The sequence below is a fragment of the Uliginosibacterium flavum genome (assembly GCF_040566545.1).
Lineage (GTDB): Bacteria > Pseudomonadota > Gammaproteobacteria > Burkholderiales > Rhodocyclaceae > Uliginosibacterium > Uliginosibacterium flavum.
The window spans coordinates 75,287-95,880 of record NZ_JBEWZI010000014.1; the positions used below are offsets into that span (position 1 = coordinate 75,287).

14 protein-coding genes are annotated in these 20,594 nt (G+C 59.6%); 6 read left to right on the plus strand and 8 right to left on the minus strand.

Going from position 1 to position 20,594, the window contains the following annotated elements; translation table 11 throughout:
• Nucleotides 1-151 precede the first annotated feature (151 nt).
• Entirely contained in the window at nucleotides 152-1,657 is a 1,506-nt protein-coding gene (locus tag ABXR19_RS13655; protein ID WP_354601694.1) for an ArnT family glycosyltransferase, read from the plus strand.
• Entirely contained in the window at nucleotides 1,657-3,168 is a 1,512-nt protein-coding gene (locus ABXR19_RS13660; protein ID WP_354601695.1) for an ArnT family glycosyltransferase, read from the plus strand. Before ABXR19_RS13655 ends, ABXR19_RS13660 begins: the two co-directional genes overlap by 1 nt.
• Before the next feature lie 124 nt (nucleotides 3,169-3,292).
• Here the strand turns inward: ABXR19_RS13660 and ABXR19_RS13665 are convergent, their stop codons facing one another.
• The 6 genes from ABXR19_RS13665 to sucC all read right to left on the minus strand — a co-directional run bounded on the left by ABXR19_RS13665 (nucleotide 3,293) and on the right by sucC (nucleotide 10,535).
• On the minus strand, nucleotides 3,293-5,647 hold the full coding sequence (locus ABXR19_RS13665; protein WP_354601696.1) for a GspE/PulE family protein: 2,355 nt from the start codon (nucleotides 5,645-5,647) through the stop codon (nucleotides 3,293-3,295).
• 79 nt (nucleotides 5,648-5,726) lie between these two features.
• The gene (locus ABXR19_RS13670) at nucleotides 5,727-6,491 is read right to left on the minus strand and encodes a 3',5'-cyclic-nucleotide phosphodiesterase (RefSeq protein WP_354601697.1); all 765 of its coding nucleotides are present in this window, start codon (nucleotides 6,489-6,491) and stop codon (nucleotides 5,727-5,729) included.
• Between the two features lie 18 nt (nucleotides 6,492-6,509).
• Nucleotides 6,510-7,256: an FHA domain-containing protein gene (locus ABXR19_RS13675; protein WP_354601698.1), complete on the minus strand. Its 747-nt coding sequence runs from the start codon at nucleotides 7,254-7,256 to the stop codon at nucleotides 6,510-6,512.
• A 314-nt stretch (nucleotides 7,257-7,570) separates the two neighbouring features.
• The gene (locus ABXR19_RS13680; protein WP_354601699.1) at nucleotides 7,571-8,296 is read right to left on the minus strand and encodes a TerC family protein; all 726 of its coding nucleotides are present in this window, start codon (nucleotides 8,294-8,296) and stop codon (nucleotides 7,571-7,573) included.
• Nucleotides 8,297-8,449: 153 nt separating this feature from the next.
• A complete protein-coding gene (gene sucD, locus ABXR19_RS13685; protein ID WP_354601700.1) occupies nucleotides 8,450-9,343 on the minus strand; it encodes a succinate--CoA ligase subunit alpha in 894 nt (297 codons plus the stop codon).
• 25 nt (nucleotides 9,344-9,368) lie between these two features.
• Nucleotides 9,369-10,535 (minus strand): ADP-forming succinate--CoA ligase subunit beta, encoded by a 1,167-nt coding sequence (gene sucC, locus ABXR19_RS13690; protein ID WP_354601701.1) that lies wholly within the window; start codon nucleotides 10,533-10,535, stop codon nucleotides 9,369-9,371.
• A 484-nt stretch (nucleotides 10,536-11,019) separates the two neighbouring features.
• Here sucC and ABXR19_RS13695 point away from each other — a divergent pair, with 484 nt between their 5' ends.
• Nucleotides 11,020-13,248 carry a type IV pilus assembly protein FimV gene (locus ABXR19_RS13695; RefSeq protein WP_354601702.1) on the plus strand — a complete coding sequence of 743 codons (2,229 nt, stop codon included), beginning with the start codon at nucleotides 11,020-11,022 and terminating at the stop codon, nucleotides 13,246-13,248.
• Between the two features lie 11 nt (nucleotides 13,249-13,259).
• On the opposite strand, the gene ABXR19_RS13700 is transcribed toward ABXR19_RS13695, so the two are convergent.
• Entirely contained in the window at nucleotides 13,260-14,006 is a 747-nt protein-coding gene (locus tag ABXR19_RS13700; protein WP_354601703.1) for a Nif3-like dinuclear metal center hexameric protein, read from the minus strand.
• Between the two features lie 53 nt (nucleotides 14,007-14,059).
• Here ABXR19_RS13700 and ABXR19_RS13705 point away from each other — a divergent pair, with 53 nt between their 5' ends.
• Nucleotides 14,060-15,229 (plus strand): trypsin-like peptidase domain-containing protein, encoded by a 1,170-nt coding sequence (locus tag ABXR19_RS13705; RefSeq protein ID WP_354601704.1) that lies wholly within the window; start codon nucleotides 14,060-14,062, stop codon nucleotides 15,227-15,229.
• 79 nt (nucleotides 15,230-15,308) lie between these two features.
• Here ABXR19_RS13705 and ABXR19_RS13710 read toward each other — a convergent pair whose 3' ends face one another.
• The gene (locus ABXR19_RS13710; protein WP_354601705.1) at nucleotides 15,309-16,889 is read right to left on the minus strand and encodes a GDSL-type esterase/lipase family protein; all 1,581 of its coding nucleotides are present in this window, start codon (nucleotides 16,887-16,889) and stop codon (nucleotides 15,309-15,311) included.
• Between the two features lie 27 nt (nucleotides 16,890-16,916).
• On the opposite strand from ABXR19_RS13710, the gene ABXR19_RS13715 reads away from it, so the two are divergent.
• Both ABXR19_RS13715 and ABXR19_RS13720 read left to right on the plus strand, forming a co-directional pair.
• Entirely contained in the window at nucleotides 16,917-17,111 is a 195-nt protein-coding gene (locus ABXR19_RS13715) for a hypothetical protein (protein ID WP_354601706.1), read from the plus strand.
• Nucleotides 17,112-17,240: 129 nt separating this feature from the next.
• Nucleotides 17,241-20,498, plus strand: coding sequence for a PAS domain-containing hybrid sensor histidine kinase/response regulator (locus ABXR19_RS13720; protein WP_354601707.1), 3,258 nt, complete (start codon nucleotides 17,241-17,243; stop codon nucleotides 20,496-20,498).
• Nucleotides 20,499-20,594: the final 96 nt, after the last annotated feature.

Consider the following 20,594-nt stretch of genomic DNA (forward strand, 5'->3'; position numbering starts at 1 on the left):
GCAGGTTTTGTAGGGTGCGCAAATGATTTTGCATTTGCGCACGCGGATCAACCCGACACATGGTGAGTAAGGCTGGCGCCTTTCACACACCACGCAATACTTGCAAATGAATCAGCACTCCATCTCAAACCAAACCCGCTGGCGGCCTCATTTGGCATTATTCCTGCTGCCCGCCGTCCTGTTCCTGATGAACCTCGGCGGGGCGCCGCTGTTCGACGTAGACGAAGGCGCGTTTTCAGAAGCGACGCGCGAGATGTTCGTGCGCAACGATTTCCTGTCGACCTGGCTCAACGGGGCGCCGCGCTTTGACAAACCGATCCTGATCTACTGGTGTCAGGCGGTGTTCGTGTGGCTGTTCGGGCCGAATGAGTGGAGCTTCCGCCTGCCTTCGGCCTTGGCGGCATCCTTCTGGTGTTATGCGGTTGGCTTGTTTGTCTGGCAGCGTTTCGGCCGTGCAGCGGGGATCATGGCTTGCGGCATTGCGGCGACCAGTCTGGGTGTGCATTTGATCGGGCGTGCGGCGACGGCGGATTCGCTGCTGAACATGCTGCTGGCGCTGGCCTTGCTGGATGCCTGGCGGCATCTGGAATCGGGCGCGCGGGCGCCGCTGTTGCGCAGCTACCTTTGGATCGGCTTGGGCGTGCTCACCAAGGGGCCGATTGCCTTGCTGGTGCCGGGAGCGACGACGCTGCTGTATTGCCTGACGACGCGCCGTTTCAAAGACTGGCTGCGCAGCGTGTTCGATCCGCTGGGCTGGGTGATTCTGCTGGTGATCACGGTACCCTGGTATGCCGCGGCGCTGGCGATTCACGGTCAGGCTTTCATCGACGGCTTCATCCTCAAGCACAACGTGCAGCGCTTCTCCGGCTCGCTGGAGGGGCATTCGGGCAGCCTGTTCTATTACGTACTGATGATCCCGGCCCTGCTCCTGCCCTGGCTGAGCTGGCTGTTGGCGACGCTGCGCCAGTTGCCGACGGACTGGAAGCTGCCGGAGCGGCGTTTCCTGTGGGTATGGTTCATCTTCGTGACGGCTTTCTTTTCCTTGTCCGGCACCAAGCTGCCGCATTACGCGCTGTATGGCTGCACGCCGCTGTTCGCGCTGCTGGCGATTCACCGCGAGCGGGTCAAATCGATCTGGCTGGGCGCAGCGCCCGCGCTGTTGGTGATCGCGGCCTTCATCGCTCTGCCAAGCCTGCTGCAACACGCAGCAAGTGCAGGCTGGGTCAAGAACGCTTACTACCTGGCGCAGGTGGAAAGAATATCGGCCGCAACCCCGCTCAGCTATTACCTCTTGGGGCTGGGCACGCTGGGAGGCGCGCTGGTATTGGCTCTGCGGGCAGGTGTGGTTTGGCAGCGGATGCTGGCGATTGCCTGTCTGCAGACGCTGCTGGTGGCGCTGGCCGTCGCGCCACTGGTCGGTGATGTGCTGCAGGGGCCGGTGAAACGCGCCGCCTTCGTGGCACGTGACTTTGCCGAGCCCGGCGTGCTGTGGAATTTCCACGCGCCAAGCTTTTCCGTGTATCGCCAGCAGGTGACACCGACCGAACAGGCCCGGCCCGGTCAGATCGCACTGACCCGCGTGGATCGCCTGCCCGCCGATGCGAAGGTTGATGTGCTGTACAAGGAAGGCGGCGTCGTCTTGGTGAGGATGAAGTAATGGAGGACTGGACCCGCATCCGCATGGGCAATGAGAAGCCCGAACCCAGCACCAGCCTGCCGCAGCCGCTACTCCTGCTGCTCCTGCTGGCATTGCTGACGGCCTATCGGCTATGGGTGATCCCACGCCTGGGCGTGACGCTGTACATCGACGAGGCGCAATACTGGACCTGGGCACAGAATCTGGACTGGGGCTATTTCTCCAAGCCGCCGGTGATTGCCTGGCTGATCCGCGCCAGCACGACGATCTTCGGCGATGGCCTGCTCGCCGTGAAGCTGCCTTCGCTGCTGCTCTACCCGGCCACCGCCTGGCTGCTGTTCCTGCTCGGGCAGAAGCTCTTCGATGTGCGCGTGGGCTTTCGTGCCGGCCTGGCCTTCGCGCTGATCCCGATTGTTTCGGCCCTCGGCTTGGCCGTGTCCACTGACGCACCGCTGCTGTTCTGCTGGACGGCCGCCATGCTGCTCCTGCTGCGCGCCATCGAGCGCGAGCAAATGCGTGACTGGCTGTGGCTGGGCCTTGCGGTGGGCCTCGGCATCATGGCCAAGTACACCATGGCCGCATTTGCCGCGTCCGCTGTACTCTATCTGCTGCTCGACAAGCGTCGTCGCCATATCTTTGCGCACCCCGGCTTGTGGGCCGCCATTGCACTGGCCTGCGTGATCGTGCTGCCAAATATCGTATGGAACTGGGCGCACGATTTCCCGACCCTGCGTCACACCGCCGATATCACGCACGTTGGCAGCAACGACAAGGGCGGCAATCTGGGCGAATTCCTGCTGGCGCAGATCGGCTCACTGGGGCCGGGCTTTGCCCTGGCTTTCGTCGCCGGGCTGGCGCTGGCACGACGCAAATGGCGAGATCCACGCTATCAGTTCATGTTGTGTTTCAGCCTGCCGCTGCTGGGGATTGTGTTCCTGCAAGCGCTGCGCTCGGAAGCCAATGGCAACTGGGCCGCGCCCGCACTGGTGAGCGCTCTGCTGCTGGGAGTGGTGCTGCTATCACGCGTGAAAACGCGCTGGTGGATCGCCGCGCTAAGCGTGAATATCGTCCTGATGCTGGCGGCCTATCATCTGGGCGATTATTTCAACCTCACCGGCCAGGTACAGACGGCAAAACTGGACCCACTCAAACGTGCAAAAGGCTGGGACAAACTCGCCGCCCAAGTACGTCCGCTGATCGCCGAGCGCCCTGGTGCGATCCTGCTGACCAGCGACCGGACCATCACGGCGCACCTGCTTTATCACTTGCATGACCTGAAGCCGGATTACCGCAGCTGGGCGCCCAACCAACACCCCGGCGATCACTATCAATTGACGGCGCCTTTGACTGAAGAACCCAGCAGCCGACCGCTGATTCTGGTGACTCAGACCGACGAGCCAAGCATCACCAGTCGCTTCACCCACACCGAAACGCTGAAGCTGATCAGTATCGAAGTCGAACCCGGTCTGCGGCGCCAAGCCCGCGTGATCCTGCTGGAGGGCTTCAAGGGGTATCGGCCTGCACTGGACTAAGCCTGCCTGAAGAGCCGCATCTGGCGGACTTCTTCAGGCATGCACTGCGCTCAAGTGCAGCAGGATTGGATCTACAGCATGGCATGCTGCAGATGCCTGCCCAGTGCGGCTCTGCAAGCAATCTCTAACGAATACACACCCGGCGCACTTGCGCCATGTCAGTGTCGCCACTCAGCACCTTTTCGATGCCGTCCTGGCGCAGCGTGCGCATACCTTCTTCGAGCGCAGTGACGAGCAGATCGGAAACCAGCGCACGAATCTGCACCTGACGCCGGATCGCATCCGAACCCAGCATCAGTTCGTGCAGGCCGATCCGCCCCCGATAGCCGCTCTGGCTGCATTCAGGGCAACCAGCAGGGCGATACAGTACGAAACGCCCGTTCGCGTCGGCAAAGCGCTCATGCCAGTCGGCCAGAATCTCGTTACGCGCTTCGGAGGGGTTGTCGCGGAACTGCTGCGTCTTGCGCAGATCCTCGCAATATTCGTCGAGGATCGCGGTGATTTCTTCGTCACTGGCCACCTCCGGCGCGCGACAGTGTTTACACAGGCGCCGCGCCAGACGCTGCGCCAGCACACCCAGCAAGGCGTCGGCAAAATTGAAGGGATCCATGCCCATGTCGAGCAGGCGTACGACCGACTCCGGCGCGCTGTTGGTGTGCAAGGTGGAGAACACCATGTGGCCGGTAAGCGAAGCTTCGATGCCGACCTGCACTGTTTCGGCATCGCGCATTTCGCCGACCATGATGACGTCCGGATCGGCACGCAAAAAGGCGCGCATCACAGTCGGAAAATCCAGCCCGGCCTTGCGGTTGACCTGCACCTGACGCAGACCGCGCTGGGTGATTTCGACCGGGTCTTCGGCGGTCCAGATCTTGGTTTCAGGCCGATTGATGTACTTGAGGATCGAATGCAGGGTGGTCGTCTTGCCAGAGCCGGTTGGACCACAGACAAAGAACAGGCCGTAGGGCTTGGTCACCGTGGCCGTCAGGCGCTTGAGGTTGTAATCAGACAGAGCCAGCTTCTCGATGGGAATCGGTTCACCCTGCGTGAGCAGGCGCATCACCACGTCTTCCATGCTGCCTGCCGTGGGAATCGTGGCCACGCGCAGTTCGATATCCAGCGGCCCGTATTTACGAAACTTGATCTTGCCATCCTGCGGCTTGCGGCGCTCCGAAATATCCAGATCGCACATGATCTTGATACGTGCCACCATCGGGTTGCGATAGATCGCGGGCACCTCGACATACGGCACCAGCAGGCCATCCTTGCGAAAGCGCACGAGCATCTTTTCCTTGCCGGGGCGCGGTTCGATATGGATATCGGAAGCGCCCTGACGATGCGCATCCACGATGATGCGATTGACCAGCTTGACCAATTCGTTGTCCGAAGCCGCGCTGAGCTCATCGTTACTCGATGAAGCTTCGTCCCCCTCGTTCAGGTCGGAAAGAATGTCGCCGACGCTCAGATCATCCAGACTCTGGTCGAAATACTGGGCAACGGTCTGATCGAACTCGGCACGCGTGCTGACGCGATAAATCAACTTGGCATTCTGGAACACATTGAGAACGACGCGCGAGCCCATGACATGCTCGGGATCGACGGCGAGGATGACAACACCCTCCTGCGTCTCCTCCAGCGGCAGCCAGCCATTCTGGATGGCATATTCACGCTTGATGTTGCGCAGCAGATCCATCGGCTTGATGCGCTCTGGCTTGAACGGCTCATACGGCACGCCATAGAAAGCCGACATGGCCGCACCGATATCTGCCAAAGCGATCTTGCGATCATCAGCCAGCACGCTTTCCTGGGTAATCTTGCGATTGCGTGCATCTTCGGCAGACTGGTCGAGCTCCTTGTCCGACAGGCGCCCCTTGAGCACCAGTTGATGGTATTTCGAGCGCAGCGGCACTGAGGTCTGCAGACGCTGCGCAAACGCAATCGCCAAGGTCTGCGCCAGGGCCAATACGCCCTCTTCTTCTACCGAGGAGAACGCATCACCATCCAGGGTATTCATCAACTGAATCACGCCAAGCAGGCGACTGCCCTCAGGATGCACCAGCGGCGCAACCAGCATCTGCTTGCAATGAAAGCCGCTGCGCTCATCCACCTCACGCCGGAATTCGATGCTGGCGGAAATCTGCCGCAGCTCGTTTTCATCGTAAACGTTGTGGATATTGAGCATGCGCCGGTGCAAAGCACAGAAACCCGCAATACTCTTGTCGGAAATCGGCAGCCGGATGCTCTTGGCGACGTGCAGGCCGGTCTTGACGCGCGAGCTGAGGGTATTGCCTGATTCATCCACGACATAGATGGTCATGCGCTCGGCACCAAACAGGGCGCAGACTTCAGCAGAGACCTCGAATATGATCTCGTCAATATTCGAGGTATCGTGAATCCGGGTATTCAGGCTCTGCAAGCCCTTGAAAAAGGCCAGGCGGCGTGCCAAAGCAGAACCATGACGGGAAGGAGTCGTGCTCATGTGCCATCTCCAGATGAAGCTCAGGGTCCGCTGACGATCATTCAAGCAACAAACGAATGACTAGCGACAGACCCTCAGCCTAGATATGGAAACACTGTCCGTTCAAGAGTACCTGTGGACGCAGACGTCCCTGGTAAGCCTGCACCTCGTGCTCCAGTGTTTCTGCGTAGCCGGGTTTGAAGTGCGTGACGAAGATCTCCGGATCACCGGTCAGGCGATCCAATACGCTATGCAACATGCTTGGCGACAGGTGGCGTGCGGCGTGCGCCAGACCCTGGTGCTCATCCGGCAAGGCGGCTTCGATCAACAGGTAACGCAGCCTTTCCAGGCCGTTGAGCGCCTCGACCTGCTTGTCGCACACCGTCGTATCGCCACTGAATGCCAACTTATCCCCGCCGCAATCAAGGCAATACCCGACTGCTGGCACAGAATGCAAAGCTGGCAAAACCTGGATGCGCCGCGCCCCCAGATGCACGATTCCCCCTACCTCCACCGGCTGCATGCGCAACATCGGCCGAATACGATCAGGGATTACGGTAAAGTCAGGCCACACCAGCCAATTGAAGATATGCGCGCGCAGGATACGCAGGGTGTCCTCTGCGGCATGGACGATCAAAGGCTGCTCTCGCAGATCGCCGACGGTATCAACCAGCATCGGCAACAGCGCAATGTGATCAAGATGCGAGTGCGTCAGAAAGACATGATCAATGCGCAGAAGCTCTTCAAACGCCAGATCCCCAACGCCGGTGCCACAGTCGAGCAGAATGTCTTCATCGACGAGCAGTGAGGTGGTGCGTGCTCCCCCACCAATTCCCCCACTGCAGCCAAGCACCCTTACTTTCATGAGGTTGAAGTCCAGTCGCTAGGCGCCGGGGGTATCGCTGCTGCGCAGATAGAACTCCATCTTCACGCCGGCAATTTCGATTACATCGTGATCACCGAGGAGATGAGCCTGGGCATCCAGCTGTTTGCCATTGAGCACAGGAAAGGAATCTCCTTCCACATGGGTGATGAAGTAACCATGCGGCCGGCGGGTAATCACGGCGACCTGCACGCCGGGCTTGCCCAGCGTGGTCAATGATTTGGAAAGTTCGAGCTCACGCCCGGCATTGCGTCCGCTGATGATTTGCACCATCCCCATGGGCTCGTCAGCGCCAGTGCTCGCAGCGTCGATCGGCGCCTTCCACTCACTGGTCACCGAAGCTTCGGCGCCAAAACCCACCATCGTTTCGGTATGCGCGCGCGGGCTAGCGCCCAGATTGGCCGCATCGGGCGTCATCACAAAAGCCTTCTCGAAGGTATCGCTGGCACGCATGTCCGGCGCGTCCTTGAGAAATTTTATCCTGTACTTGCCCAGTTCAACGACATCGTTATCCTTGAGCACGTGTTTCTTGACCGACTGACCATTCACGTAGGTGCCGTTGGTGCTGTTCAGATCTTCCAGAAAGGCGTCGTTGAGAATTGCTACGATTACGGCATGCTCACCGCTGATCGCCAGATTATCGATCTGGATATCGTTATTCGGTTTACGCCCGATGCTGGTCCGCTCCTTGACAAGCGGGATCTCCTTCAACACCAGACCATCCATGCTCAGAATAAGTTTTGCCATCGTTTCCTCTTGCAGTTTTTCAGCTCTGCCAGGCTGTCAGTATGGCATTGGCTGACCGATTCCGGCAGATTTCACGCGATCCAGCATCTCGGCGGCAAACGCGACATCCTGCATTGCCAAGCCGTGCGAGCCAACAAGGAGATCCTGGCACCCCGGCAGCACATCCGTCCGCACAGCGCTTATCCACCAAACACCCGTTTCAAGCGCCAGCGCTGCATACGCAGCCTCAATGACCCGCCCGGCAAGGGCATTTCAAGCAAGCCTGGCATATCAGTTTCCACCAGATAGATAGCCTGGACCGCATGAATCTCCGCTTAGACGTCTGCCTGACCAACCTTCGACTTGCCTCGACCCAAATACTTGCCCAAGACCCAGACCAATATTGCCCCCCCTGCGCTGGCAGCATATTTCACTGCCGGAACAAGCTCACCCGCAGCGTCAGCCGTCCAAGGCATCAGCACAGGATCGCTGACTGCCATATGACCTGCAATCCAGCCCAGCAGCATGCCGCCAATCAGGATCACGGCAGGAAAGCGTTCCATCAGCTTGATCACCAACTGGCTGCCCCACACGATAATCGGAATACTCACCAACAAACCAAAAATAACCAAGGGCATCTTGTGATCGCCGCCAGCCCCTTCTGCGGCACCAGCAATGGCAATCACATTATCCAGACTCATCACAAAATCAGCCACGATCACAGTTTTTACGGCTGACCAGAGACGATCACTCGCCTGGATGTTGCCATGCTCATCATCGCCCTCCGGCATGAGCAATTTGACGCCGATCCAGATCAGCAACACAGCACCAATCAACTTCAGAAAAGAAATTTTCAGCAACGTCAGCGCAAAGAAAATCAAGATCACACGCAAGACAATTGCGCCGACCGTACCCCACACTATTCCTTTTGTACGCAACGCCGGAGAGAGCTGGCGGCACGCCAAAGCAATAACGACGGCATTGTCCCCACCCAGCAGGACGTCAATCATGATGATCTGACCAACCGCCAGCCAGAATTCCGCCTGCAAAAACAGCTCCATACGTTCAAATCCCTGAAAACAAAACAGATGCCGAGCTTACCTCAGGCAGCAAGCCCTGATTTGACCTGAGTCGCCAAGACGCGCTGACGAAGAAAAATCCCTCTACAAAAACAAAAGGCCGCCAAGGCGGCCTTTTGCATAAAAACACCTTGATCAGAGCATGGCTTTGAGCAGCTTGGCCATTTCGGACGGGTTACGCGTCACCTTGAAACCGCACTCTTCCATAATGGCTAACTTGGCGTCAGCAGTGTCAGCGCCACCGGAAATCAAGGCTCCGGCATGACCCATGCGCTTACCGGCTGGCGCAGTTACACCCGCGATGAAGCCAACAATCGGCTTCTTCATGTTGGCCTTGCACCACAGCGCAGCTTCGGCTTCGTCCGGACCGCCGATTTCGCCGATCATGATGACTGCATCCGTATCCGGATCCTCATTGAACATGCGCATCACATCGATGTGCTTCAGCCCGTTAATCGGATCGCCGCCGATGCCGACTGCCGAAGACTGGCCCAGGCCGATTTCGGTCAGCTGAGCAACCGCTTCATAGGTCAGGGTGCCTGAACGCGAGACGACACCAATACGGCCAGCGCGGTGAATATGACCTGGCATGATGCCGATCTTGATCTCATCCGGCGTAATCAGACCCGGACAGTTCGGCCCCAGCAACAGGGTGCGTTTGCCACCGGCAGCTTCCTTGGCCTTCATGCGGTTACGCACTTCAAGCATGTCACGCACAGGAATGCCTTCGGTGATGCAGATCGCCAGATCCAGATCAGCCTCAACGGCTTCCCAGATCGCAGCGGCAGCGCCTGCCGGCGGCACGTAGATCACGGAAACGGTTGCACCAGTCTCGGAAGCAGCTTCTTTCACCGAACCATAGATCGGAATATTGAAGATTGACTCGCCCGCCTTCTTCGGATTCACGCCGGCAACAAAACAATTCACGCCGTTTGCGTATTCCTGACACTTTTCAGTGTGGAACTGGCCGGTCTTCCCGGTAATGCCCTGGGTAATGACCTTGGTATCTTTATTGATGAGAATAGACATATTTTGTGAGCTCCTGGCCTGTGGCTTACTTATTTGCCACGGCGGCAACAATCTTCTGGGCGGCATCTGCCATGGTGTCGGCAGTGATGATGGGCAGGCCGGATTCAGCCAAGATCTTCTTGCCCAGATCCTCGTTGGTACCCTTCATGCGCACCACCAGCGGCACGGTCAGATGCACTTCACGCGCAGCGGTCACCACGCCATTGGCGATGGTGTCGCACTTCATGATGCCGCCGAAGATATTGACCAGAATCCCCTTCACAGCCGGGTTCTTGAGCATGATCTTGAAGGCTTCGGTCACCTTCTCGGTCGTGGCACCGCCACCAACATCGAGGAAGTTGGCCGGCTCGGCGCCGAACAGCTTGATCGTATCCATCGTCGCCATGGCCAGACCAGCGCCGTTCACCAGACAGCCGATATTGCCGTCTAGCGAGATGTAGGCCAGATCAAACTTGGAGGCTTCGATTTCAGCCGGATCTTCTTCATCCAGATCGCGGTACTCAACGATGTCCGGATGACGGAACAGTGCGTTCGGATCGAAGTTGAACTTTGCATCCAGCGCCTTGATGTTGCCGTTGCCTTCGAGAATCAGCGGGTTGATTTCCGCCAGCGAAGCATCGGTTTCCATGTAGCAGGTGTAGAGCTTGCGGAAAGTATCGATGGCCATCGCCGTCGACGCAGCCGGCACGCCAATGCCATTGGCCAGTTCTAGGCCTTGTGCGTCGGTCAGGCCGGTGGCCGGATCGATGAACACCTTGATGATTTTTTCCGGCGTACTGTGCGCAACTTCCTCGATATCCATGCCGCCTTCGGAGGAAGCCATCATGGCCACCTTCTGGGTCGCACGGTCGGTCAGTGCCGCAACGTAGTATTCCTTCTTGATGTCGGCGCCTTCTTCAACCATCAGGCGACGAACCTTCTGGCCCTCAGGACTGGTCTGGTGCGTAATCAGCTGCATGCCGAGGATTTCGGATGCAACCTTGCGCACCTCATCCTTGGAACGCGCCAGCTTCACGCCACCGCCCTTGCCACGCCCACCGGCGTGAATCTGAGCTTTGACAACCCAGATGGAACCGCCGAGATCATCAGCAGCTTTGACTGCTTCATCCACGCTGAAACACGGAATGCCACGGGGGGTGACTACGCCATATTTACGCAGGATTTCTTTTGCTTGGTACTCATGGATCTTCATTTTTTTGCCCTTGTTTCGAGCCATGCTTCCGGAACCCGGATCGCAGTGGCACGGATTGAGTCGTCTATGGATTGATGCGCACGACGGAACCCCGGGCTCACGGCCTCCGTTGTCAAACGCACAAGTCGAAGACAATCAGGGCACGTGTATCTCTGCAGGGTACGCGGATTTTAACCCGAAACACTGAAAAACACTTCAGGCGACATTCCCTTACACGCGACACCGAAATACATCCATGCCGGAACGCGCCAAAACCGCAGTTCTAAAGGTATTCCTGAATTTGACGTTTTCATGCAAAACAACACCAAAAACACCAAATACTTTTACAGCAGAAACCTCGACTGCGACACGGTTCTGACTGGTTTTACGGACATGCCTTGTATTAAAACCACGCGACAAGAATTAAAATGACGAACATATGAGACAGGTTCAAACACACGCCTCCATGCCTGCTGACCGCACTCAGTCATTCACGCCACCCTGCATGCGCAAATTATTGCTCGCCAGCCTCGTAGCTGGTTTGGGCAACATCCTTGTCGCACAACCAGCTCTCGCGATGGGGCTGGGTACCGCCACCACATCCAGCCGTATTGGTGGCCCACTGCGGATCGAGATCCCGATGCAGGCCGGTGACGCTGATCGCATCGAGCTCAGCTGCATCCGGGTCGTCGGCGCACCCTCGGGCTACAGCGATGACACACCCTGGCTCAGCAGCAATGCTCGCCTGACGTTTGAATCCGGGCCGCGTGGCGCCTTGCTGGTAGTTACCGCCCGCCCTACCAGCCACCCAGCCATCATGCTGGGACTGCGCGTTGAATGTGGCATGGGCCTGCGACGCGATTACACGCTGCTGCTCAACCCACCCAACGCCGACGAAAGCAGTCTGCCAGCCACCAGCACAATCAGTACTGTCGCCGCCAAAGAATCCATTAACTCGCTAGTCCCGACACCGGGGCAAAATTGGAAAGTCCAGGCCGGCGACTCGGCACGTACGATTGCCGAACGCGTGGTGCCGGGTGACCGCCAGGCCCAGCGCCAGTTCGCCCTCAGCATCCTGCGTCAGAACGCAACTCGCCTGAGTGGCAATACCGCCTCGCGCTCGCCACTGCCGGCGGGCATCGAACTTGAACTCCCGCCCTTGCCCGCCCCCGCTCTAGCCGCCTTGCCCGAGCGCAGCATCAGCCCGGTCTTGCGCTCTGAACCCGTAATTGCCAGCCCCGCGCCACAACGCCGCAAGGCCGAGACGCCCATCGCGCGCGACCGCCTGTTCATCTCCGGCGGCAGCGAAGGCTCACTGCGCATGTCCACCACCATCGGGCAGCACAAGGAATTGAACGACGATCAGCGCACGCGACTCCGTACAGAGATGCAGTTGATCGCCTCGCTGGACGAAAAAATCGCCACCCAGATCGAACTGAAAGAGCGCCTGCGTCAGCTCGAGGCCATGCAAGCGCAACTCAAACAGGAGGCAACCCGCCTGGAAAGCGAATTACAGGCGGACCTCGCCCAGCAAAGCGCGCCCCAGGAAACCTCCAACCCGCTGACGATCCAGGCCAGCCCTCCTCTGGAGAGCCTCGCGCAGCAAGCCGCTGCAAGCGCACCTCGCCAAGAGGCAAGCAGCGAGCCGCTCTCACCATGGTATGCCTCGAACGCCTTCATCCTCGGTGGATTGCTGAGCATCGCCGCCGGCCTGAGCGCCCTGCTCTGGCTTGGACGCCGCCGTCGCAGCAAGCAGCTGATGGACAGCGAACAGCCTCAGTCCGCCAATCACGTGGATGGCGAAGACGTTGCCGAACATCTGATTGATCCCATTTCCGAGGCCGACATCTGGCCGGATGAAGAGGGTCACGCACCAAAAACCACCCCACGCTCGATGAACGCCATGGAAGGCGCGCTGGGGCATTTCACCGCCTCCGGGCTGGGACCGGTGTCGCTGCTGCAAATTGTCGATGACGACGCCGAAGAACACGACTCCGCCATCGAGCTGGCCGAAATCATGATGTCCTTCGGCCGTGTTCATGGCGCAGCACAGACACTTGCCGACTTCATCCGCAGCAATCCGAAGCAGGCCGTCAAGCCCTGGATCAAGCTGCTGGAGGTGTATCGCGCCGCCGACATGCGGGTCGAGTTTGACGCCCTGACGACTCAACTGAACAAGACCTTCAACGTCAAATCAGTCGGCTGGGACGCCTTTGATGCCGCACGCCAGGCCCCCGAATCGCTCGAAAGCATGCCGCACATTCTGGCCCGACTGGATGAGCTTTGGGGCAAACGCGAGTGCCAGATCTATCTGCATGGGCTGTTACGTGACAATCGCCAAGGCTCCCGCCAAGGCTTCCCGTTAGCCATTGTGGATGAAATCCTGATGCTACTGGGCGTGCTGGAAAGCCAGATTGGCGCTTACCGTCCTGACCCGCTTGCCGAGACCGTAACACCACCTGCCACCCATACCCATGTCAGCACAGCTCTCAACGTAGCGCCAATCGCAACTGAATTTCCGACACAGCCAGATCTGCAGGCCACCGTGCAAATGCCTCAACAGCCTCGTCAGCCAGCACCATTGGCAAGCGCAGCGCCGGCATTTTCAAACACGACCAGCCTGCACCAGCTCGACTTCGAACTGGACATGACGAACCTGAGCAAAACCCTGCACCTGAATCTGGACGACATCAGTGAAGACGGCAGTTTCATCAAGGACACCGATTCGATCTGACCCTGACTGAATCAGACCGGGTTATCGATATCCACGAACTCGGCTTCCAGCCCGTACTGCTCAGTCAGATACGCGGCCAGGGCGTGAATGCCGTAGCGCTCGGTCGCATGATGGCCGGCCGCCAGATAGGCCACGCCGCTCTCGCGGGCCAGATGTACCGTCTGCTCTGAAATTTCGCCGGACAGGAACAGATCGACGCCAGCCGCAATCGCCTGCTCGAAGTAGCCCTGCGCCCCACCGCTGCACCAGGCCACGCGCTTGACTTCACGCTCCGCATCGCCAATCAGCAGGGGCTCGCGTGCCAGCCGCGCCGCCACCGAACGCATCACCTCACCGGCCGGCATGGCATGCGGCAACTTCCCCAGCAAGACCAGCGGCTGTTCGCGGCAGGGCTCATCCACCTGCCAGCCCAGCACCCGCGCCAGCTGTGCGTTGTTGCCCAACGTCGGGTGGGCGTCCAGTGGCAGGTGATAACCGAACAGATTGATATCATGGGCCAGCAGCATCCCCAGGCGCCGGCGCCTGATGCCGGTCACCCGTACATCCTCGCCGCGCCAGAACCAGCCGTGATGCACGATGATGGCATCGGCCTGCATTTCAATGGCGCGTTCGATCAAGGCGCGACTGGCCGACACCCCACACACCACGCGCCTGATTTCGGCACGGCCTTCCACCTGCAAACCGTTTGGGCAATAATCACTGAAGCGGCCGCACTCCAGCAGTTCCTCAAGGCAAGTCTGTAATTGCGCGCGCTGCACTGGATGCTCCTTTTTGAATTCATGATGGGTAAAGACCCGACTAACGAGGAATTATGCAACGTCTGTGGCTGATCTTCGCTCAAACCGTCACGATGGCACTCGCCGTGCTGTTCGTGATCGTCACCTTCAAGCCGGAATGGCTGCCGCGCACTCAATTGCTGCCCACGCCCCTTGCAAACCTGGAAAGCACTCGCCCACTGCCCGAGAGTGGCGTACAGCAAGCCTCTCCGGGTAGCTATGCGGCGGCGGCCCAGCGCGCGCTGCCGGCCGTGGTGCATGTTTTCACGAGCAAGGAAATCGCTGCGCCCCAGCATCCGCTGCTCAACGATCCCTTCTTCAAGCACTTTTTCGGCAATCAGGGGCAAGCGCCCGCCCAGCGCAGCTCTGGCCTCGGCTCCGGCGTGCTGGTCAGCACCGATGGTTACATCCTGACCAATAATCACGTCATCGAAGGTGCCGACGCCATCGAAGTGGCGCTGAACGACGGCAAGAAATTCCCCGCCCGCATCGTCGGCCGCGATCCGGAAACCGATCTGGCGGTGCTGCGCATCGATAGCCGGGCCAAATTGCCCGCCATCAATTTCGCCCCCGCTGACACGGCTCACGTAGGCGATGTGGCATTGGCCATCGGCAATCCCTTTGGCGTGGGGCAGACCGTCACCATGGGCATCATCAGCGCGATGGGGCGCACCCAGCTGGGCATCAATACTTTCGAGAATTTCATCCAGACCGACGCGGCGATCAATCCCGGCAACTCCGGCGGGGCATTGGTAGACACCGATGGCCGGCTGGTCGGCATCAACACCGCCATCTATTCGCGCTCCGGCGGCTCGCTAGGCATCGGCTTCGCCATTCCTGCCTCATCCGCCCAAAGCGTGATGGAGCAGATCATCAAGACCGGGCACGTCACACGTGGCTGGATCGGCGTGCAGGTGCAGGAAATCACGCCTGATCTGATCGAAGCCTTCAAGCTGCCCGCCAAGGGCGCGCTGATTGCCGGCATCGCGCGTAACAGCCCGGCCGAACAGGCAGGCATCTTGCCCGGCGACGTACTCACCGCCATCGACGGCCAAGCCATCACGGATGCTCACGGCGTGCTCGAATCGGTTGCCCGGCTACCGCCCGGCCAGCTCGCCAAGCTCAGCCTGATCCGGCGCGGCAAAACGCTGGAAACCGTCGCCCACATCGCGCAGCGCCCGCTGCCGGACATCAGCAAGCAATAGGCCGGAGAGCCGCACCCTGCGGGCCTGTACAGACAGGCATGCTGGAGAGCCTTGTCCTGATGGGCTCTCCAGCCATGCCTTATTTCAGCATCTTCGCCAATGCTGCCAGCTCGGGTGAATCCTTGATCCCTTGCGCGACCATGCCGGCCACGGCGCGGGCACCGGCTTCCTGGAAATGGGTGGTATCCGGCTTGCTCAAAGTGCCTGAGGACTGCGTTGCATACCAGGGAAACTTCACCGGATCGACGGCCAACCAGTAGTTTTTCCAGTCCGCCTGATGCGCGTTGGCAAAGGCGATGGTCTGAGTCTCGACATCGATCAGCGGCAGCTTGTTGGCCTTGGCGGTGTCCTTGATGGTCTGGCTGTAATCGCCGACAAACGCGTAACCACCGCTACCCTGCCCGGCCGAGGTGAAGTGATTCGGTACGACCGGAAAGCCTTCCTTGCGAGCCGCGTTATAGACACGGGTGGTCGGCGTCATGATGATTGGAATCGCGCCCTTGGCACGCGCCTCCTTCACATACACCTCCAGCGAGTTCTGGAAGGACATTTGCGGCTGTCCAGCCGGGAACTGCTTCTTGCCCTGAGCGTCGTTCGGATACGTGCACATGTTTGCCACATCCGCCGCGCCGCGCTTGGGCTTGGCAGCATCGCAGTTCTGGTCGTTATGGCCGTGATGGATGATCACGTAATCACCGGGGCGCACGTACTGCATCATCTGGCGGAAGTAGCCCTGATTGTAGAAATTGCGCGAGCTGCGACCCGACTTGGCGTTGTTCAACACCTTGATCTTCGCATCCGCTTTGAACTGATCTTCGAAAACCTGCGCCCAGCCCATGCGCGGCAGGCGCTCCAACTCGTAAGTGCTGGCCGTGGAATCGCCGACGATCAGAATGCGCGTGTAAGCCGGATCCTTGGCCTTGACCAACGCGGCCTGGGCACGCGCCAGATTGAGCGGCTCCTCATTGCCGACGTAGTAATAATCGGCATCCAGAATCGCCGTACCGCCGGGCACACCAGTGTCGTTGTCGTAACCCCGGTTATGGCTCAACACCCGCAACACGGCATCCACGCCGGTGCCATCAGCCTGCATCGGAGTTGTTACCGGATCGAATTTTTCTGCATCAACCACGCCGGCATCCTTCAGCGCCTGCTGCACGGCTTTGCGTCCGCCATCGGTCTTGCTGCGGATTAGCGCTGGATCAATCCCGGCTGTCGTGCCGGCATCCATCAGGCCTTGCGGGCCTTTGTGCTTGAGCGTCTGGGCAACACTGCCGAGCGCACGGTCGCTCAAGGCATTCACGTTGGCGATGTTCCGCCGATCCGGCTTCACCTCGGCCAGCAAGGCACCAATGCACTTGGCCCACAATTTGGCGCTGTCATTGCAATTCGTGTTGCCCGCCTCCACAGCCGAGATCATCAGCGGCGCCACGAGGCCATTCACCTCCAAGGCATAGCGGCCTTGCGCGTCGGCCGTGGTGGTCTTGATCAGGCCCCGGGCATCCGCCACACTGATCCTGGCTCCGGCCAGCGGAGCTTCCAGCGTCGCAACGCCAGTTAGCACGGTGCCAACAAGCTGTGGCGTGCTGGGTGTATTGCTGCAAGCAGCAAGGAATACGAGTGCGGCGAGGCTACTGAGGCGGAAACGACAGGCTTGCATGACGGCTTTCTCCCAAGGTGGACCTGCATGATCGCAGGAAGCCAGCATGGTGACTTGACGGATATTGCGGAAATGACAAAAAGGACGCCCTTGCACACCAGCCTGAAGAAGCGCATTCAACATGCTTTTGCACGCAGGCATCGCGCGCCGCAAAGCCCCGTCTGCCAGTACGGACACGCCAGTAAACGCCAGTTCGAATGCCTGTACAACCTGCCTGGATGAACAAGGGCTTCCCCTATCAAGCAAAACCCGTGGTTTGCCGTAAACTGGAGCGAATATCAGCCACTCCACCGACAACACTGCCCGCCACGCACTGACGCGGCGGCATCCAAGGACAGAGACTCCAGTGACATGAAGGGACACCTCCGCCCGCTTCTGACATGGCTGCTCTGCAGCGCCGGCAGCGTTGCAGGCCTGCTGTGGCTAGCGCCGCCTCTGTGGCTGGCTCTGCCCGCCTGCGCACTGCTGTGTATGCTGCCCGGCATGCTGATCTTGCCACGCACACTCCGGGCACTCGTGGCCGAGCAAACGGCACACGCCGCCACACACGCTTTCTTTCAGCGCGTGCTGGATGTGATTCCCCATCCGGTCTATTTGAAGAACGCCAACAGTCACTACCTGATGGTGAATGAAGCCTTTGCGCGCGACAAAGCCATGTCCCGCGAAGCGCTGGTCGGCAGCAACGGCATCTCATCGAACTATGCAGAAGCCACCCGCCTGCAGCGCGAAGAAGATCTGGCCGTCATGGCCGGCAAGCCCGTCTGGAAAGAAGAGCACAAGCAGCATTTTGTTACCGGCCAGGAAGTTTTCCGGATCATTACCAAAGGCACTTGTCTGGACGCTAGTGGCGAACCAGCCATTGTCGGCTCGCACTTTGACATCACGGAACTGCGGCAGGTGCAGCACGCGCTGGCCGATGCCGCCGAACGCGAACGCAAGCTACGCGAACATGTGCAAGCCTTCACCCAGCGCCTGATTGACGTCATCCCAAGCCCGGTATACGTGCGCAAACCGGATGGTTTCTACCTGCTGGTCAATAAAGCCTTCGCGCGCGAACGCGGCCGCTCGATGGAAGATCTGCTCAGCCGCCGGGCTTGGGCCACGCTCGACGCCTCGGACCGCGTGCAAGCCGAAGACGCGCGTGTACTGGCGGGTGAGTCGGTATACAAGGAAGAGCACATCCCTCATCCGGATACCGGGCAGGAACGATTCCGCATCATCAGCAAGAGTGCCTGCGAAGACACTGAAGGACGCACCGTCATCGTCGGTGCGAATTTCGATGTCACCCCCTGGCGCAAGGCCGAACGTGACCTGCAACTGGCGGTGGAGCGTGAAAAATCCTTCCATCGCGACACCCAGGTTTTCATCCAACGCATCCTCGACATGATTCCTGACCCGATCTACGTCAAGGATGCGAGCGGCCGCTACCTGCTTGTCAATGCGGCCTTTGCGCAAGAGCGCGGCAAAACGCAGGAGGCTGTTCTGGGGCTGACTGCGCGGGAGCTCTCCAACGACCCGGAGGCCCGCGAAACATCAATCCGCGAAGATGCCGACGTGCTGGCGGGTGGCGAGGTCTACAAGGAACAGCAAAGCACTCACCCGATCAGCGGCGAAGAGGTCTTCCGGATCGTTTCCAAGCGTCCCTCCATCGACACTGAGGGCCGCCCGGTCATCGTTGGCGCACACTTTGACCTGACCCGCTGGAAACTGGCCGAGCGCGCCCTGCAGCTGGCTCTACAGCGCGAACGCGAACTGCGCGAACGGGTTCAGAATTTCACCCAGCGCCTCATCGACGTGATCCCGCAACCGGTGTACGTCAAGGATGCGCACAGCCAGTACGTCATGGTCAACGAAGCCTTCGCGCAGGATCTGCAGCGTCCAGCCGCCGAACTGATCGGTACAACCCCGGAAATGTTCGGCTCCGGCGATGATCACGTACAGATGGTGTACGCCGAAGACCAGCAAGTGCTGGCAGGCGAAATCATCCTGAAAGAAGAAAAACGCCGCCACTCGGTCACCGGGCGCGAATCCTACCGCCTGATTTCCAAACGCAGCAGCATCGACGCCGCCGGCCAACCCGTCATCATCGGCGCCAACTTCAACATTACCAGCTGGCGCGAGGCGGAAGAGCGCGCCGCGCGCGCCAGCGAAGCCAAGTCGGTATTCCTCGCCAGCATGAGCCACGAGATCCGCACCCCGCTGGGCGGCGTGATCGGCATGCTGCGTCTGGCGCTTCGCAAGGAAATCCTGAGCGACAGCGCGCGCGACAAACTGATGATCAGCCTGGCCAGCGCAGAACACCTGCTGGCCATCATTAACGACATTCTGGATTTCTCGAAAATAGAAGCCGGGCAACTTCTGCTGGAGGACATCGAATTCGACCTGCGCGACACGCTCAAAGAATCCTTGCAGATTTTCAACGAACACGCCCAGGCACACAGCGTCAGCTTCAATCTGGATATTGACGCCAGCCTGCCGGCAAGCCTGCGCGGTGACCCCACACGTGTCCGCCAGGTGCTGATGAACCTGGTCAGCAATGCAATGAAATTTACCGAACGCGGCTCGATCACGGTACGGGTCGAAAACGTGATCAGCACGCCAAACCTATGCACGGTGCGCTTCAGCGTAACCGACACCGGCATCGGCATCGCCCCGGAGGTCATCCCTCGCCTGTTCCAGCAATTCCAGCAAGCCGACAGTTCGACCACGCGCAAATACGGCGGCACCGGCCTCGGTCTGGCCATCTGCCGCCAACTGGTCGAAGCCATGGGCGGCAAGATCGTCGTCAGCAGCACGCCCGGGGTCGGCAGCACCTTCACCTTTGTCCTGCCCATGCCGATCGGCAAGACTGTCGTGCAAGCCACACCGGGCACGCTCGAGCACCACGGCCGCTCACTGCGCATCCTGTGCGCGGAGGACTCCCCCACCAACCAGCTGATCATCCAGAACCTGCTTGAAGAGATGGGCCATCACGTCGACATCGTGGAAGACGGCCTCGAAGCCATCGCCGCCCTGACTCAGCGCGATTACGATCTGGTCCTCATGGATGGGCGCATGCCGCACATGGACGGCAGCGATGCCGCGCGCGCCATCCGGTCCGGCGGCCATGGCGCTCAGCGCGTGCGCAACCCGCACATTCCCCTCATCGCCCTGACCGCCAACGTCAGCGAAGAAGACCGCCAGCTTTATCTTGCAGCAGGCATGAACGACTTCCTGACCAAGCCGATCGACGAACGCAAGCTGCACACTATGCTCGCCGCCTACATCGCCCGCGAAACCACAGCTCAAAACAGCGCAGGCCGCTATACCCCCAGCGCCCGCAAAGGTGATTTCATGCAGCACCTGCGCGCCATGTTCGACGCTGAACTGCCCAGACGCATCGTGGATATCGAAGCCGCTCTCGAAGCAAAAGACCGCGTCACCCTGGCACGCCAGTTCCACAGCATTCGCGGCGGCGCCTACTACACTGGCGACGAACACCTGCTCGAGCTGGCCGGCATCCTCGAAGCCAACGCGGATCAGGAAGCCTTCGAAGCCGTCAGCCAGCTCTGGCCACAGTTCAGAACCCAACTGGAGTCGACGATGACAAGTCGGAAAAACAAGTGCTGAGTGCTGGGAACCACACTAAGGCTACGCTGAACAAGTCTCCGTCATAGGGTTGAGTTCGGTAAAATTCGGCCCATGATGAAACAACAGACCTTGGCG

Bases quoted from the DNA above. Each gene is read 5' to 3' on its own strand.
- ABXR19_RS13675 (WP_354601698.1), bottom strand. From the start codon at position 7,256: ATGGCAAAACTTATTCTGAGCATGGATGGTCTGGTGTTGAAGGAGATC.
- ABXR19_RS13710 (WP_354601705.1), bottom strand. From the start codon at position 16,889: ATGCAAGCCTGTCGTTTCCGCCTCAGTAGCCTCGCCGCACTCGTATTC.
- sucD (WP_354601700.1), bottom strand. From the start codon at position 9,343: ATGTCTATTCTCATCAATAAAGATACCAAGGTCATTACCCAGGGCATT.
- ABXR19_RS13705 (WP_354601704.1), top strand. From the start codon at position 14,060: ATGCAACGTCTGTGGCTGATCTTCGCTCAAACCGTCACGATGGCACTC.
- ABXR19_RS13695 (WP_354601702.1), top strand. From the start codon at position 11,020: ATGCGCAAATTATTGCTCGCCAGCCTCGTAGCTGGTTTGGGCAACATC.
- ABXR19_RS13670 (WP_354601697.1), bottom strand. From the start codon at position 6,491: ATGAAAGTAAGGGTGCTTGGCTGCAGTGGGGGAATTGGTGGGGGAGCA.
- ABXR19_RS13660 (WP_354601695.1), top strand. From the start codon at position 1,657: ATGGAGGACTGGACCCGCATCCGCATGGGCAATGAGAAGCCCGAACCC.
- ABXR19_RS13720 (WP_354601707.1), top strand. From the start codon at position 17,241: ATGAAGGGACACCTCCGCCCGCTTCTGACATGGCTGCTCTGCAGCGCC.
- ABXR19_RS13715 (WP_354601706.1), top strand. From the start codon at position 16,917: ATGATCGCAGGAAGCCAGCATGGTGACTTGACGGATATTGCGGAAATG.
- ABXR19_RS13680 (WP_354601699.1), bottom strand. From the start codon at position 8,296: ATGGAGCTGTTTTTGCAGGCGGAATTCTGGCTGGCGGTTGGTCAGATC.
- sucC (WP_354601701.1), bottom strand. From the start codon at position 10,535: ATGAAGATCCATGAGTACCAAGCAAAAGAAATCCTGCGTAAATATGGC.
- ABXR19_RS13665 (WP_354601696.1), bottom strand. From the start codon at position 5,647: ATGAGCACGACTCCTTCCCGTCATGGTTCTGCTTTGGCACGCCGCCTG.